The 13,570-nt window shown below is 35.0% G+C and carries 14 protein-coding genes; 5 read left to right on the forward strand and 9 right to left on the reverse strand.

Translation table 11 applies throughout. From position 1 onward, the window contains the following. Positions 1 to 83: 83 nt before the first annotated feature. Both WG904_RS03425 and WG904_RS03430 read right to left on the reverse strand, forming a co-directional pair. Positions 84 to 431: a hypothetical protein gene (locus WG904_RS03425; protein ID WP_339577883.1), complete on the reverse strand. Its 348-nt coding sequence runs from the start codon at positions 429 to 431 to the stop codon at positions 84 to 86. A gap of 695 nt (positions 432 to 1,126) precedes the next feature. Next, positions 1,127 to 2,719: a hypothetical protein gene (locus WG904_RS03430; RefSeq protein WP_339577884.1), complete on the reverse strand. Its 1,593-nt coding sequence runs from the start codon at positions 2,717 to 2,719 to the stop codon at positions 1,127 to 1,129. A gap of 352 nt (positions 2,720 to 3,071) precedes the next feature. On the opposite strand from WG904_RS03430, the gene WG904_RS03435 reads away from it, so the two are divergent. Then, on the forward strand, positions 3,072 to 3,689 hold the full coding sequence (locus WG904_RS03435) for a hypothetical protein (protein WP_339577885.1): 618 nt from the start codon (positions 3,072 to 3,074) through the stop codon (positions 3,687 to 3,689). Between the two features lie 89 nt (positions 3,690 to 3,778). Beyond that, positions 3,779 to 4,474 (forward strand): hypothetical protein, encoded by a 696-nt coding sequence (locus WG904_RS03440; RefSeq protein WP_339577886.1) that lies wholly within the window; start codon positions 3,779 to 3,781, stop codon positions 4,472 to 4,474. Between the two features lie 3 nt (positions 4,475 to 4,477). Here the strand turns inward: WG904_RS03440 and WG904_RS03445 are convergent, their stop codons facing one another. After that, entirely contained in the window at positions 4,478 to 4,891 is a 414-nt protein-coding gene (locus WG904_RS03445; RefSeq protein WP_339577887.1) for a hypothetical protein, read from the reverse strand. A gap of 131 nt (positions 4,892 to 5,022) precedes the next feature. Between WG904_RS03445 and WG904_RS03450 the strand changes: the two genes are divergently transcribed. The 3 genes from WG904_RS03450 to WG904_RS03460 are packed head-to-tail and all read left to right on the forward strand — an operon-like array spanning position 5,023 to position 8,079. Beyond that, on the forward strand, positions 5,023 to 5,280 hold the full coding sequence (locus tag WG904_RS03450) for a hypothetical protein (RefSeq protein ID WP_339577888.1): 258 nt from the start codon (positions 5,023 to 5,025) through the stop codon (positions 5,278 to 5,280). Beyond that, positions 5,280 to 5,849, forward strand: coding sequence for a hypothetical protein (locus WG904_RS03455; RefSeq protein ID WP_339577889.1), 570 nt, complete (start codon positions 5,280 to 5,282; stop codon positions 5,847 to 5,849). Before WG904_RS03450 ends, WG904_RS03455 begins: the two co-directional genes overlap by 1 nt. 1 nt (position 5,850) lies before the next feature. Next, positions 5,851 to 8,079 (forward strand): putative phage tail protein, encoded by a 2,229-nt coding sequence (locus WG904_RS03460; RefSeq protein ID WP_339577890.1) that lies wholly within the window; start codon positions 5,851 to 5,853, stop codon positions 8,077 to 8,079. Between the two features lie 235 nt (positions 8,080 to 8,314). On the opposite strand, the gene WG904_RS03465 is transcribed toward WG904_RS03460, so the two are convergent. The 6 genes from WG904_RS03465 to WG904_RS03490 all read right to left on the reverse strand — a co-directional run bounded on the left by WG904_RS03465 (position 8,315) and on the right by WG904_RS03490 (position 13,495). After that, on the reverse strand, positions 8,315 to 8,653 hold the full coding sequence (locus tag WG904_RS03465; RefSeq protein ID WP_339577891.1) for a hypothetical protein: 339 nt from the start codon (positions 8,651 to 8,653) through the stop codon (positions 8,315 to 8,317). A gap of 7 nt (positions 8,654 to 8,660) precedes the next feature. Further along, a complete protein-coding gene (gene dnaB / locus WG904_RS03470; protein WP_339577892.1) occupies positions 8,661 to 10,037 on the reverse strand; it encodes a replicative DNA helicase in 1,377 nt (458 codons plus the stop codon). Beyond that, positions 10,027 to 10,767 carry an LvrA C-terminal domain-related protein gene (locus WG904_RS03475; RefSeq protein WP_339577893.1) on the reverse strand — a complete coding sequence of 247 codons (741 nt, stop codon included), beginning with the start codon at positions 10,765 to 10,767 and terminating at the stop codon, positions 10,027 to 10,029. Before WG904_RS03475 ends, dnaB begins: the two co-directional genes overlap by 11 nt. A gap of 225 nt (positions 10,768 to 10,992) precedes the next feature. Next, positions 10,993 to 11,322 (reverse strand): hypothetical protein, encoded by a 330-nt coding sequence (locus tag WG904_RS03480; protein WP_339577894.1) that lies wholly within the window; start codon positions 11,320 to 11,322, stop codon positions 10,993 to 10,995. Between the two features lie 55 nt (positions 11,323 to 11,377). Next, complete coding sequence (locus WG904_RS03485; RefSeq protein ID WP_339577895.1) at positions 11,378 to 12,223, reverse strand: hypothetical protein; 846 nt, start codon at positions 12,221 to 12,223, stop codon at positions 11,378 to 11,380. A 9-nt stretch (positions 12,224 to 12,232) separates the two neighbouring features. Beyond that, on the reverse strand, positions 12,233 to 13,495 hold the full coding sequence (locus tag WG904_RS03490) for a tyrosine-type recombinase/integrase (protein ID WP_339577896.1): 1,263 nt from the start codon (positions 13,493 to 13,495) through the stop codon (positions 12,233 to 12,235). Positions 13,496 to 13,570: the final 75 nt, after the last annotated feature.

Raw genomic sequence — 13,570 nt, forward strand, 5'->3', positions numbered from 1 at the left:
TTACAGCATTTTTAAGGTGTAATAGGCATCCCGTGAAAGGGTATAGCTTTAAAAATTTAGAAATATTGAATTCGATTCAAAATTTATAGAGTCACAGGCTTGTGTTGTTTTAAACCATTAACTATATTTTGTAATAACTCCCCCAACACCATCGTCTTATCTTTACCCGTTAAGGTAATTGCATAATCTATTAAGTTTACTCTTACACCAATGTTAGTGACTCGTTTCGTAGGATAAGAATTAATGAGTCCAAGTTCTAATAAAATAGCAATTACCTTTTTTATCAGAGGAGTACTTAAACCATATGTATCGGCTATATTAGTTTGTAAACATCGTCGATAATTTAGTAAGTGAAAAAGTGTTATACTTGTGGCTCTAGCACAATGAAGATTGTTGAATCTATAATTGAACACTTTTTTAAATTCTTTCAATCTTATTGAATAAAATGGCCCAACATAACCAAAGCTATATATGGGTAACGAATTTTGTGGCTGCGGGTGTTGATGGCGCTTACTGTCTAGTTCGATGAGCATATAAACATAAAAATACAAATTATTCAGGAATTATTATACTTCTTATTTCTCACAATACGCTGTTAATCAATCGAAATGGTGCGTATTGTGGTGCGTGTGTTTGTCAAGCGCTTATAGAAAGCCATCCCATGAGCTGTACGGCAAGCATGTGATTTGTGTGTTGAATCCTTGCAGGATTGCAATGTGATTAGATTTGAAATTAGTTGGCGCATATTAGTATGTAATTAGTTAATTGATTGAATTGGATTGGCTGTTTGTTTTTCCGATGGATCGAAGCCACCCGGGTCGGATAATTGCGATTCCGGTAGACTTTTCTTATGCCCATGGCCCCTATAGTAACTGTGTGAATGCAGATGCATAAAAAAATAAGCTGGCAACTGCACCCACCCCCTACGAATAGAGTAAAACCAAATTAATGAATTCAATAGTTCAAGTTATAGGCTCAAAAAAAATTAAAAAAATTAAAAAAATTGAGGCGACAGTAGTACATTGTGTGGTTCAGGTAGTAGTTTAAGATATTATGCCAAATTGGTTTTTTAAAATTGATTTGTTTTGAAATTAATTGTTTTGGGTTATTTAGAATTTTCAACATTCTAGCTAATTTTATAGACATCTAGATACCACTGTAGTTCCTCAACTATATTTTGCGGATAGCTTAAGGGCATGTTTTCCAATTTGGCCCAGCTGAAACTTCTTGCACCTTTTTTTCGTATGCAAAAAGCATCTAAAGCATCCCAGACAGAAATATTTTTAGATTGATCATTAAGCCGGAAAACTAACGATTCTAACTCTTCAATCTGAAGGATTATCAATGGCTTTATATTTAAACCCGATGACCGTTTTCTTATTTCTTCCCATTTTTTATCAAAGGTTATTTTCATAAAGCCAAAATCGTAAATTTTGTCATTGAACACGCAAATAGGATAAATTGTTAAATGTCTTCCCACTTCGAGCTTTGGATCAAAGTGCATTTGAAGAATTTTTAGGTTATTGATTGAATCCTCCAACTGTCTTAAACAATCATAAAAATTTACTTCGCCTTTGGCATATAAGCCATCAACATTACCTGAGTATCGTTCCTCATCACTTAGGTTGCCCAACTTGATTTCGGCAAACACTAGTTTTCTGTTTTGTCTAGCATAGAAATCTGCAAATTCATTGTCTCCTTTAATGTTCTTATAGTTTAGTTCAGATAGTCCTATGGGGATGGGATGTTTGGTAAATTGAAAGAGTTGTTTCAACAATTCTACAGTATAATTTTCAAAGAATTTACCTATCCAACCAAAATAGGTTTTCACGGATATGCTATTTATTTTGACACAGTTAAACCAAAATTCGTAAATGAACTGGTAATACATTTTGCCTAGAAACAGAGATTTATCTAGAATTATAAAATTGTTTTTACTTACCTGATACACTGGAGAAATTCTTACGGAAGACAGCCTTTGAGTTTCGGCTTTATCCATTTTATATTGAGATAATCGTTTAAAAATCGTGTATTCTGTTTGATCCTCATCAATAATAATATTTGTTCCGCTTTCCCCCCAACGTAGAAAGAATCCAATGTACTGATTCACTGTGCAATTATATTCATCTAGTATATATGTGCTCAACAAATTTTTATATACTGGATCACTTAACATCTTTTTAAAAAGTCTTACTCCCTTAATAAATAAGGTGATTGAATTATATCGTGGAATATTATTAACTGGAAGGATTGAAGCATTGAGCTGTTCGATAGTAACGTCGCCTTCCAATTTTCGAGATTTAATGTACCTTTCATTTAAACAAAGTAGATAACAAAACAAAGACTTTGTGAGCTCCTGATCACCTTTTACTACTTCGGGGCAATCTTCCAAGTTCGATTGAAGTATCTCCTCCATCCCATATAAAATAGTATCTCTAGAGTAGATTAGTCGATGTGCTCCACCAAGATCCTCTATACAACTTAGAGTACGTATCGATATTTCCTCTGGCAGATTAAAAAGAGCCAAAAATTCCCTATGTGTCTCAATACTACTGCTTTTAACCACCGCATTCAAATAGCTATTTGACTTTCCAATCAAAAAGGCCAGATGGGCCATAAGAAGATTTTTCGGAAACTTGGTAATAAGGGCGAAATAATCTCCTGGTGCTTCTTTTGCGAATACATCTTTAAAAGTCAGCGGAATAAAAAATTTCATCATAACATTTAAATATACGAACAAACCATACGGCACTCAGCAAATAAAATCTTATTACTCAGCGGGTATGTTCTTTATCCTCTACAAGCCTACAAATACAACTGGTAAATTATTCCGATTGTATTTCTGAACTCTGCAGAAGGCTGCGCGAAATTGATGAACATAAAGCTACTGTGATAGATTTGTGATCAGAACTATACTGAAAAAGAATTGACAGGATATCAATGTTAAAAGGAACACTGAAAATAAAATTGATAAAGTCGCCTATATTAAGAGTAATTAGTTAATTGTTTAAAATACCCCAAAAATTGTCTAAATTTAATGTTCTTACTTCAGTTGTAGGTTCTCAATAATCATGGATAAGGAAACATTAAAAAATGCCTATGGATTTTTCGCTCTATTGGCCATAATACTTCTATGGGCATGGCTTTGGACGTTTCTTTACAACGACGTTTTCGAAATAAATTTTTGGTACCATGGGCGGGAGAATGTTCAGGATTTTTTAGGTCTATTAGCGGCTATATTAAGCACTATTGTAATAGTAGCTCCAATATCATTAATTGATAAGCTTTACAGAACGTATAATGCTAGAAAAAATATTGTTAAAGGTAAAGTTGAAGAGGATATAAATGACGTTTCAAGTACAGGTCTATTTGAACAAAATAATGTTAAAGTAATTCCAGAGTTTTTAGAGGCAAAAACTATTTCTAACATGAAGGATCTGGAAGCTAAATCCATTCTAGCTACATTAGTCGCTAAGAAATTAGCGAAGATGAATCCGCAGGAAGCTCAGGAGTTTCGGGACGATCAAAAACCACAACCGAACAAAAAGTTAAGCGATCAAAACAGGGCAAAGCTAACTCTCTCAATACTAACAGCCAAGTCAATAGCCAGAATGACGGACGAACAAGCGAAGGAAATTCTGGAATCACAGAAACTTCAGTCAACGGAGACACAGCCGGAACAACCGTAAATGAAGAAGTAACGGGAACAAATATTGCTCCTAATGCAGAGGTACAATCTGGAACTGAGCAAAGTATCGGGGCCGACGAAAATAACTCCTTGCAATCCTCCGTTGACACTTCAACAAGTGAAGGAAAGGTTAAAATAGACAAAGCCCAATCAAAGCTTAATGAAAAACAGCTAGAAGTTACCACACTCCAAACAGAGGTTAATCGTCTTTCTGAAAAATTAGCTAAGAACCTGCGAGACAATCAGGCTGATTTATTTGGTAATAATAAAACACAGTCATTATTTGACGATAAAGCTGACCAGCAGAAAATATTTGATGATAAAGTAAGTGAGCTATGCGAAGCCCAGAAAGATTTAGTTAAAGCTAAACAAGAGCTTGCCGACCTCAAAGAAACCGAAGGCCAGGTTGAATTAACAATGCCAGAATCAAAAGTTGAGATCGACTGCAATGAAACCGATCTTTCTAAAACAGATGAAGATACAGATGCCAAAATAATTTCTCAATCAATATTCAATCCACTTAAACTTATATCAGAGGCTCAGAAATTTATAGATAGAACAGAAAATAGATTTACAGAAAAATTTGTCCCAAAGGTAACTGATTATGTTGCTGAGAAATTAAAAGCTTGGAGACAATCTAAATCTACCGCCAAGCAATATGCTTCTTCCTATGCTTCAAGCATATTTGGCGGTATCGACCGCACTTCAAAGAATATTGATGTTAAACTAGGATTGATCTCGGTAAAAAGGAATTGGCTGAAATTCAGAAAAAACTTAATGATTTAACTGTTAAATACGATAGGATACTGAAACAATAAGTGAATTAATTATTTGCGGAAATACTGGCCATTCTCCAATTAACCCAAAATTGCTCTTAAAATCATTAATAATTTTATTGTTATATAGGAAAGTAACACGTCCATTAGCTTCGTTAAGCGAAGTTCCTTTTTTTAGGTTGGTTTGAATGGATATTTGCAGAATATCTCCTTTATTGACTATAGCGGTATTGACAACATCATTGTTTCCTACATTTTTCGCATTTACAACAACTGTATTATTCTGGTCCGTAATGTAGATGTTTATTTTTGTGTTATCATTAAATTCAGATATCCTAACATTTAAGTCTCCTGAAATATTTTCTTCTTTCTTTTTACAGGAGTAAATGATAGAAATCAAAAGAAAACCTATTAATAACCTTCTCATTCGCATATCTTTCCTCAAATCTGATTATTATATCGGCAATTCAAAATTTAACAGGAACTATATTTCATACGCTTTAAAGAGCAATAGGCTAGGCTATTAGGTATTTTTGATAAGTTCATTAATCCCTAAATATGTCGCAGTTTCCAGAATATGTTTTTGATGGTTCTACTGATTACAATGCGGTCGAAACTACCGTACTAGAAATGGTGAGCTATCTAGATGAACAATCTAATTGTTCAGCTTGTAACGAACAAACCGAAAGGGCATTAAATAAGATTTCATTCAAATTATTGGCGATGCAGATTAATTCGCCAAATGATCAAAATAATGTTGAAAGGTGGAAAAAATCAGTTGAAGTTTGCTATAAACTCCTTTATCCTTTCACTTGATGGCATTTCCTAACCAAATATTGGAAGATGTTCAAAGGGGCAAATCGTATTATTCCTTAATTGATTTTAATGATAATACGGACAGGGCTAGTGGATTTAAAAATTTACCATGTAATTTCCAATGTTTAGGAAAAATCTTAAGAGATTTAAACCACAAAATTAATTCTAATAATTACGATGAAATTTCCTATGGGCTTTATACCCAAATGATGGAAATTATTGGAGGCCCAGTTTATATTCCAATTGTTCAGGGTAATATATTTTATGGAACCGGATCGCCAAGTAATCTTGATGAAATAACTTCCGGCACCCCATTCACCTATGTTCCTGGGGAAGAAATTATAGTTCCCTTTAATAATAACAATGAATTACTAAGAAATTTCGTAGCGATACCAGATACAGGTCCAATTCCAAATCATTTTGAAGACATTGATTTTCCAATGAATCAAGGAGGAATGGGCGGCCCTGATTTATTATTTGGCGCTTTCATCCCAATATCAGGGTATCGAGTTTTTATAACTAATTGGCCTACTATATTGAACAGTTCTTTACGCTTAACGACAACTTAAGATGGCTTTAGGTGTACTTTACGATAATCTTGAAACTTCCTCACCAAAAGTACTGGACAACAAAAATGGTATTTTTGAAGGAGGTATTTGGCGACCATATAATACTTTAGGAGAGTATACTACTAGGTACCCTTTTCTACCTTCAAGAGCAGAAACTCAAATTATATTTGTTCGATCAACTTTGAATAATGATCGAGCTGATCTATATATAATCGATAAAAACAAAGTACCTTTTAAATTAGTGCCCGATATTGACTTAAGCCCATATCGAACAAGTATTGCACAAGATACAATAGATGACGAGCTAAATAGCAAAATACTTACTGCACAAGCTACAGCAGATGTAGCTCAAGAAGATATTGAACAAGAAATAACCGATCGTACTGCAGCAGATGCGGCGTTACTGTTACTTATAGAGGAAAATAAAGGACTTAAAACATTAACAATAGCAGAAGTACGTGCTTTATCGAGTGTAGATCCCATACCTATTTTATATACTACAAATAATGGACAAGAGGGCCTTTGGGAATATGACTCTACAGACACAACATCAGTAGACAACTTAGGTACTGTTTTAGTTGACACATTAGGCAGAAGATATAAAAGAGTTTTAGATGAGCCTAATACATTCAATGTAACTTGGTTCGGAGCCATTGGAGATGCTTTTACTGATAATACACCTGCTATACAAGCAACAATTAATGTTGCAAGAGCTGATCAAAATCAAGGAGGTACTGTTTTAGTACCTAATGGTTTTTTTGATTTTTATGATACATTAATTGTAGGTGCCCTTGGAGAAGTACCATCTACTACTGCTGTAAGTATAAGAGGTATGGGTTCTTCAACTACCTTTTTAAGATGGAGAGGTGCTTCGGATAAAACTGCTATATTTTTACGACAAAATAAATATTTCAAATTTGAGGGTTTTTATTTAGTAAACCAAACAGGGGTAAGAGGAACAACAGTAGGTCTGCATCAAGGGGGTTTTGGAGGTATTGGAACAGAATGTCTAGGTGGATTATTTGAAAGAATTATTATAGTAGGTTTTCACAAGGGAATGCAAGTAGGAGGTTCTTCAGATGGTGAGCCTAGTGTAGCAGCTTCTGATAATTTATATCATTTGATAGAGATACACAACTGTGATTACGGATGGATTAATAATGACTTAAATACACTTAACCATGTGTTTACGCAGATGAATGTTGGGGGCTGTATAGTTGGAATGAAAGTTCAAGTCGGTAATGTTTTTTGGAGAGGCGGTTCTACTTATTCTAATAGTAGAGCAGATATTGAAGCAGACTGCGACTTGCTCCATATTAGTGATATTAGATCAGAGGTACTAGGTAGGTTTATATTAGCAGGTAATGTAGGTAACTTATCAGTCGACCATTGCGATACTGTTCCAGCAGGAGTATTAGACGGTATTCATATACAGGTCGGTGATCCTGACAGAGCGCCATATAATGCTTCAATTACAAACTGTTTATTACAGGGCAAGGTAGCTGTTACTCCGTATCCGAGTATTAGAAATCTATACATGGCAAACAACAAGTGGGCATTTGGAATTACCGATAAGCCATTCGATCTTCAACCCGTTGTTGGTGGGGTTGGGGGTATCTTCAATTATACGTGTCTAAATAATGATCTATTTCCTGATGTAATAGGGGGGCGTATGGCTATGCCCGGAACTTACTTATCAGAGCCGTTTTTTGTTGATAATTTAAAAATAGTTAAAAATAGCAATAGAGACTTTTTTACAGATGTCCATCTTCAAAGAACCCCATGTTTATCACCTATTAAAATAGCAGGTAAAAACATGAGGCTGCAAAGGCAGTTTGAAGGTGATAGTGAATTAGCTGTATTATTTGTTAGAGATGTATTAATAAATAGTGTTAACACCCCACCTTTTCCGAAAAAAGAAATTGTTGGTGGTGGAATATATCCGTCTGATTTAGGTAGTGTAACAACTGTAGGCCCGTATACTTCACATATTTATAAAATAGATATAGATAATAATCATATTTATTCGCTTAACCCCGAAGTACCTCCTCCTTATAATAATGTTCCTGCTACTATAGGAGAAAACGAACCTGATGAGCATTATTTAGCTATAGCAACTGGTGATGCCGAAGAAGTATTTTGGATTACAAATAAAACAGCAACAGGATTTACAGTAAATAGTTCAAATCCAACATCTACAGCTATGGTAGATATATTGATTATACGATAATACAGGCGCAGAAAGGATTTTTAAATAAACAGAATATAATAGCAAGTTGATTTCATGGAGTATTTTAGGAGGATTCTCCATATAATTGTTATCGTAGCACCCTAAGCTAAGTCGAATTGCTACTGTCATGCTACGTCACGTTAGGAAAATACCCATATAAAGTGTAACTATTGACTGTTCGGGGATAATCACTAAATATAATTATTCAAGACGTTAATATTAATATGACCGGGGGCTAACCTTCCCGCCACATAAAGATTGATATATTAATAAGCCTAATAGCTTCTAGTTTATGATTTGTTGTTTGTTTTTTGAATTGGTGGCCGAAGGAGAAGTTTTGGAAACCCATAGTTTTTATAAACCTTCTTGTCTTTCTCCCAAAGTTTGTTCGTTCAAAGGCATGTCCGTAAAATTCATTTATGTCACCACCTTTTTTTATGGCATTCAACCAATCGTCAAATGTGACGATGTTAGCCACTATTAGCTTGTATGGGGTAAGATGCTTTCCTTTTGTGATTGGGTTGCTAGAAAACAGTTCTAATGCTTCCTGATCGGTTATTTTCTTTTGTTTCATATTTATTTTATAAATCGGTGAATTTCATTAATGCTCCGTTGAAAGAAAGTTCTGCAGTATCAAGCGCTCCACTCCTGTTCTTTGCAAAGATGATCTCAGTTAGCCCAATTAATGCTCGGCCATTATCATCTTCAGTAATGCCATAGTACTCTGGCCTAAATAGGAAAACAACTTGGTCTGCATCCTGCTCGATCGATCCCGACTCACGTAAATCAGATAACATAGGGCGCTTCCCGTTCACCCCTGGTCTTGATTCGGAATTTCTACTCAATTGCGAGAGTGCGATTACGGGAATATCAAGTTCCTTTGCTAATGCTTTTAAACCCCGGCTAATTGCTGAAATTTCTTGCTCCCGGGTGCCCTTAGCGTTTTTATCTCCAGACAGTAACTGTAGGTAGTCTACAACGATCAAACCGATATCTACTTTGTGCTTCAGCCTAATCGCTTTTGCCCTTAAAGATTGAATTGTAAGAGATCCACTATCGTCAATATATATTGAAGAGTTAATTAAATCGTGGGTTGTAATAATTCTCTTTTTATCGAAATCAGTCAATTGCCGATTGGTAATTTTATTTAAATAAATTTCCGTTTCAGCGGCCACCATTCTGTCAACTAACTGCTCCTTACTCATTTCAAGGGAAAATATCAGAGTGGGCTTATCGCATTCGAGGGCTGCGTTTCTAGCTAGGTTTAAAGCAAAAGCTGTTTTCCCCATTCCTGGGCGAGCCGCTAGAATTATTAAGTTCGTATTTTGCCACCCACCAGTAATTTTGTCAATGCAATTAAATCCAGAGCTTAACCCAGATAAGCCCAATTCAGTTGGCAAGTCATAAACCTTAACCCTTTGCGAAATTATATCCCCTATAATTGAGGCTGTCTTTCCCATGGCTGAATTACCGTTCAGCAACAACTGCGACCCTAAGTAGTCATAAAGGTCAAATATGTCGGTCGTGTCGTCATAGGCGTTGGTGATCCCTTCACTACAAATCTTAATCAATTCTCTTTGTAGAAATTTTTGCTGCAATACAAAGCAATGATATTCTATATTCGCTGCGGATGCTACACGATTCGTTAAGTTCGTAATGTAAAAAGGGCCACCTACCAATTCTAAAGTTCCCAACTGGCGCATTTCGGCCGTTACCGTCATGATATCAATAGGATGTGACCTATTGTACAATCGTTGGATAGCTTCAAATATTTTTTTGTTGGATTCTTGATAAAAAGCATCGGGCTTTAAAAGACTAGCAATATTAACCATGGCATCCTTTTCAAGCATCAATGCTCCGAGAATTGCTTCTTCAAAATCGATTGCTTGAGGGGGTATCTTTCCCATTGTATTTAAATTAGTTCTTTTTGCTGTGAGGGTTTTGGTTTCATTTTCCATGTTGTACTGCTCCTATTGGTTTAGCTCCGGCTGTGTAGCCGGAATGTTGAGTTGAATTGTTAGGCTTTCTTTGTTCATCCTCCCATCGAGCTTCCTTGAAGTATTTACTTGGGTTCGGATGATTATAGGTGTCAAATGGCTTATAGGCAATGAAATGCGGTAAGGTTTCCATTATTTTAGTCCGTTCCTTGTCAGTTAAGGATTTCCACTTTTTTTCGGATTCCTTTCTCCCAACTCTCACTGGATATAATTTCCAAAAAACTTCAAACTCAATATTTAGTGATTTCTTTTCATTTACTTTACTTTCCTTTATAGTATTACGGTCGAATTCAAAACGTAATTCGTTCGTATCTAAATTTGGTACGTTCGTATCATTCTCTTTTTTTTCGCCCCACCTACTATTGACTGAGGCCTTGGCTTTCTCAGATTTTTCTTTTCGAATTGATAATCTTTTGAGGACGCTATCAGACCAGAAACTAATACCATCAGTACCGAATAGGTCGAAATCTTTAATTAATGAATCGATTAATTTTGAATCAGTTCTTAAGGTAAAAGAATAGGAGTCAATTTCAGACAGAATCAAATATCCATCCTGTTCATAAAGCATTTCTACCAAATCCCAAAATACCCCTTTGCCTTGCTGGCCATGCCGCATTAAAACTTTTTGCATTTTAGGATCATTTCTGGCACTATAGTCGTGTGAGAAATAAAATGTGTTATTCTTCCCCATCTTAAATCCATCTATTAGCATGAGTAGACGAATGGACTAGCCAGCGTAAATGGGAGATATCTACGCCAAACTGTTGGGCCAATTCTGTTAATCGACTATCAGTCAAATAACTGAGGGAAACCTTTTTTAATGATTTAAGTATCTGATAATCACAATAAGGTTTCTTTTTTGTATCTTTACTCTCGCTGGCAAGCAAATTAAAAGATTTAAAAGAAGGAGTGGTCATTATTTGATTGCTCCTTTCATTTTTAAATCTCCAGCCAACCAGTTCTCTAGATATTCTCTTTCAAAGTAATTTCGACTACCTTTTTTAATAGCTTTTAAATTTCCTAATGAGATTTGAACTCTTAGAGCATTTGGAGTTTTACTGGTAATTGCTGCGGCGCCGTTAATGTCAACGTATTTTGGCAATTCTGATTTATTTACTTGCGGACTGGCAAGCATAGATTTTAGGCCTTCTATTTCGGCTAAAATTTTACCAATAAATATTGGCATTGTCTCAAAACTTACTGCATTTGGAGCGGCTGTTTTGGGATTAATAGTTTGTGTTTCCATGTGCTATAAATAATTATAACACGATGATAAATAGGGATTTTTGTGGGGATTTTCCCTATTGTTCCCCGATTAATCCCTTTGTTATTAAATATCTTTTAGTTTTCGGCCAATCGATTGAAAGCTTTTCTACTGCTTCGATCCATCGCTTTGACACAGATTGAATGAATTCCTTCTTATCTGTTAAATTAGACATTTGTTTAACTGCTCTATAAAATGTATCAGGAGCTTCAAAACCTTTTTTTTTTCCAACTTCCAAGATAGCCTTTTTGTCAAAGCTCCCCTCTACTATATTGATTGGTATCCTTTCATTATTAGCATACAAGTCAAAAATGTAAGCTAAAGCACGTTCATTCGCGTTATATTTCTTGATTGGTAATTTTGGTAGAACTGGAATCGAACGTTGCAATTCCACTACAAAAGCCTTCAAAACTTCAATTAAGGCTGGTAAGCTCTCTAATATTCTGTTTGAAATGTAGCCATCAATGAAGCGTGATAGTTGTTCATGAGAAATATCATTTTTATGTTGACATGTTAACTCTTTAAATATTTCCAAATAATCTGTATCAAAAAATAGCTTTGATCGGTTCAACTCTTTCACAACGCTTTCTGCTTCAGCTAATGCAATTAGATACTTTAAAAATTGTATTGTCGAAGCTTCCGGTGCAAACTGAAATAAGTCAGAGAATTTGTCAGTTAATTGATTTCTCAACACATCATAATCATCATTAAGGTGTCTCGATAAATACTTGAATACCGAAGGTTTTGGATCATTAGTCGAATACCATTCCCAAAATTTACTACTTAAGAAATATGGCGATATAATATTCCGTAAAAGTCGTTCACAATCTTGTTGTAATTCATTCTTAAGATTTCCTCTGTTAATCGCTGCTTTTAAATCCATTATTTGCAATTATGCTTTCTTTAATAAATTCGCCTCGAATGCCTCTTCTTTTTCTTTAGAGAATTGGCTCAAATATTTTTCAGTTGTACTAAGGTCCGAATGTCCTAATCTTTTGCTGATATAAATTGTTGGCGCGCCTGTTTCCATCAAAATAGTAGCATAACTGTGCCTAGCAAAGTAAGTACTGATAGAGCTAGGTAAACCAATCTTTTTAGCAATTTCTTTTAGCGACCTATTTATTAAACCAATCGCCACATCCTTAGCTTTATATTTTTGCTCATCGGTCATGTTATCATTATAGACTTTGAAAATATAATCAGAATTAATAACGTGTACTTTATGGCTATCTATTATTTGTTGGATCTCAGGAGTAATGTTGATCGATAAAGTTTTAAGCTTTCCTTTGCCTTTAGTTTTTTGGCGAATAAAAGTTATTTTACCATTGTTGATGTCCGAATTTCTAAGTTTAAAAATATCGGCCATATTCATACCGCTACACAAATAACTAAACATGAACATTGATTTTGCAAAGTCTTGTACCTTTGTCGTCGGCACATAATTAACCAAAAGCATTATTTCGTCAACCGTTAAAGGACGTTTATTATTTATGGACTGTGGAATTTGGAATAGTTTGGCACCGAAAGGATAAAGGGATTTTTTCAACTCTCCAGTAGCTAATAGGTTGTTTAAAATTTTTTGCACCCTAACTAAGTACATACTGATAGTGGTAACGCTATAGGCTTTCTTCATCACAACACCATTTTTATCTAGTATCTTCTTTTCTGCCCACTCTTGGAACGAAGATAGTTCGTTGGGCGTAACTTGGCTAACTTTAAAAATATCAGATTTGAATTTGAAATTTGCGTACTGTTTAAACATATCGGCCGCATAACCATAAATGTTAGCATTTGAGAATTTACCCGCAGCCTTTAGTGTCTCTGATTGCTGACTCAACAATGTGATTAAATCGGAACGATTGCCTTTCTGCTCAAAATGGTTCTTAAAATCTTCAAAAGTAAAAACTGATAAGTTGTCAATAACCTCTTTGGCTTTATCCTCTATTTCCTGTATTCCTTTTTTGGCCCTCAATAACTCTTCGTTATTATTCATGTTCTTGCCCGCAACAATTTTTTTAGTGTAGGTATCTTCATCAAAGGAGTACTTTGTATTTAGATAGATTGATTTTCTTTCGTGGGTAACACGAATGCGAACTTTAAATGTACCGTCTGATAATTTAAATCTCTTATCTAAGAACTTGCTTGCATTTGCCATACCTAAAGGTACAGACTTGCACACACATTTGCAAACTACTTGCACACATTCATCAATAACTATTAATACTCGCAC

The organism is Pedobacter anseongensis, assembly GCF_037482965.1.
Lineage (GTDB): Bacteria > Bacteroidota > Bacteroidia > Sphingobacteriales > Sphingobacteriaceae > Pedobacter > Pedobacter anseongensis.

Bases quoted from the DNA above. Each gene is read 5' to 3' on its own strand.
- WG904_RS03430 (WP_339577884.1), bottom strand. From the start codon at position 2,719: ATGATGAAATTTTTTATTCCGCTGACTTTTAAAGATGTATTCGCAAAA.
- WG904_RS03435 (WP_339577885.1), top strand. From the start codon at position 3,072: ATGGATAAGGAAACATTAAAAAATGCCTATGGATTTTTCGCTCTATTG.
- WG904_RS03445 (WP_339577887.1), bottom strand. From the start codon at position 4,891: ATGAGAAGGTTATTAATAGGTTTTCTTTTGATTTCTATCATTTACTCC.
- WG904_RS03450 (WP_339577888.1), top strand. From the start codon at position 5,023: ATGTCGCAGTTTCCAGAATATGTTTTTGATGGTTCTACTGATTACAAT.
- WG904_RS03455 (WP_339577889.1), top strand. From the start codon at position 5,280: ATGGCATTTCCTAACCAAATATTGGAAGATGTTCAAAGGGGCAAATCG.
- WG904_RS03460 (WP_339577890.1), top strand. From the start codon at position 5,851: ATGGCTTTAGGTGTACTTTACGATAATCTTGAAACTTCCTCACCAAAA.
- WG904_RS03465 (WP_339577891.1), bottom strand. From the start codon at position 8,653: ATGAAACAAAAGAAAATAACCGATCAGGAAGCATTAGAACTGTTTTCT.
- dnaB (WP_339577892.1), bottom strand. From the start codon at position 10,037: ATGGAAAATGAAACCAAAACCCTCACAGCAAAAAGAACTAATTTAAAT.
- WG904_RS03475 (WP_339577893.1), bottom strand. From the start codon at position 10,767: ATGGGGAAGAATAACACATTTTATTTCTCACACGACTATAGTGCCAGA.
- WG904_RS03480 (WP_339577894.1), bottom strand. From the start codon at position 11,322: ATGGAAACACAAACTATTAATCCCAAAACAGCCGCTCCAAATGCAGTA.
- WG904_RS03485 (WP_339577895.1), bottom strand. From the start codon at position 12,223: ATGGATTTAAAAGCAGCGATTAACAGAGGAAATCTTAAGAATGAATTA.
- WG904_RS03490 (WP_339577896.1), bottom strand. From the start codon at position 13,495: ATGGCAAATGCAAGCAAGTTCTTAGATAAGAGATTTAAATTATCAGAC.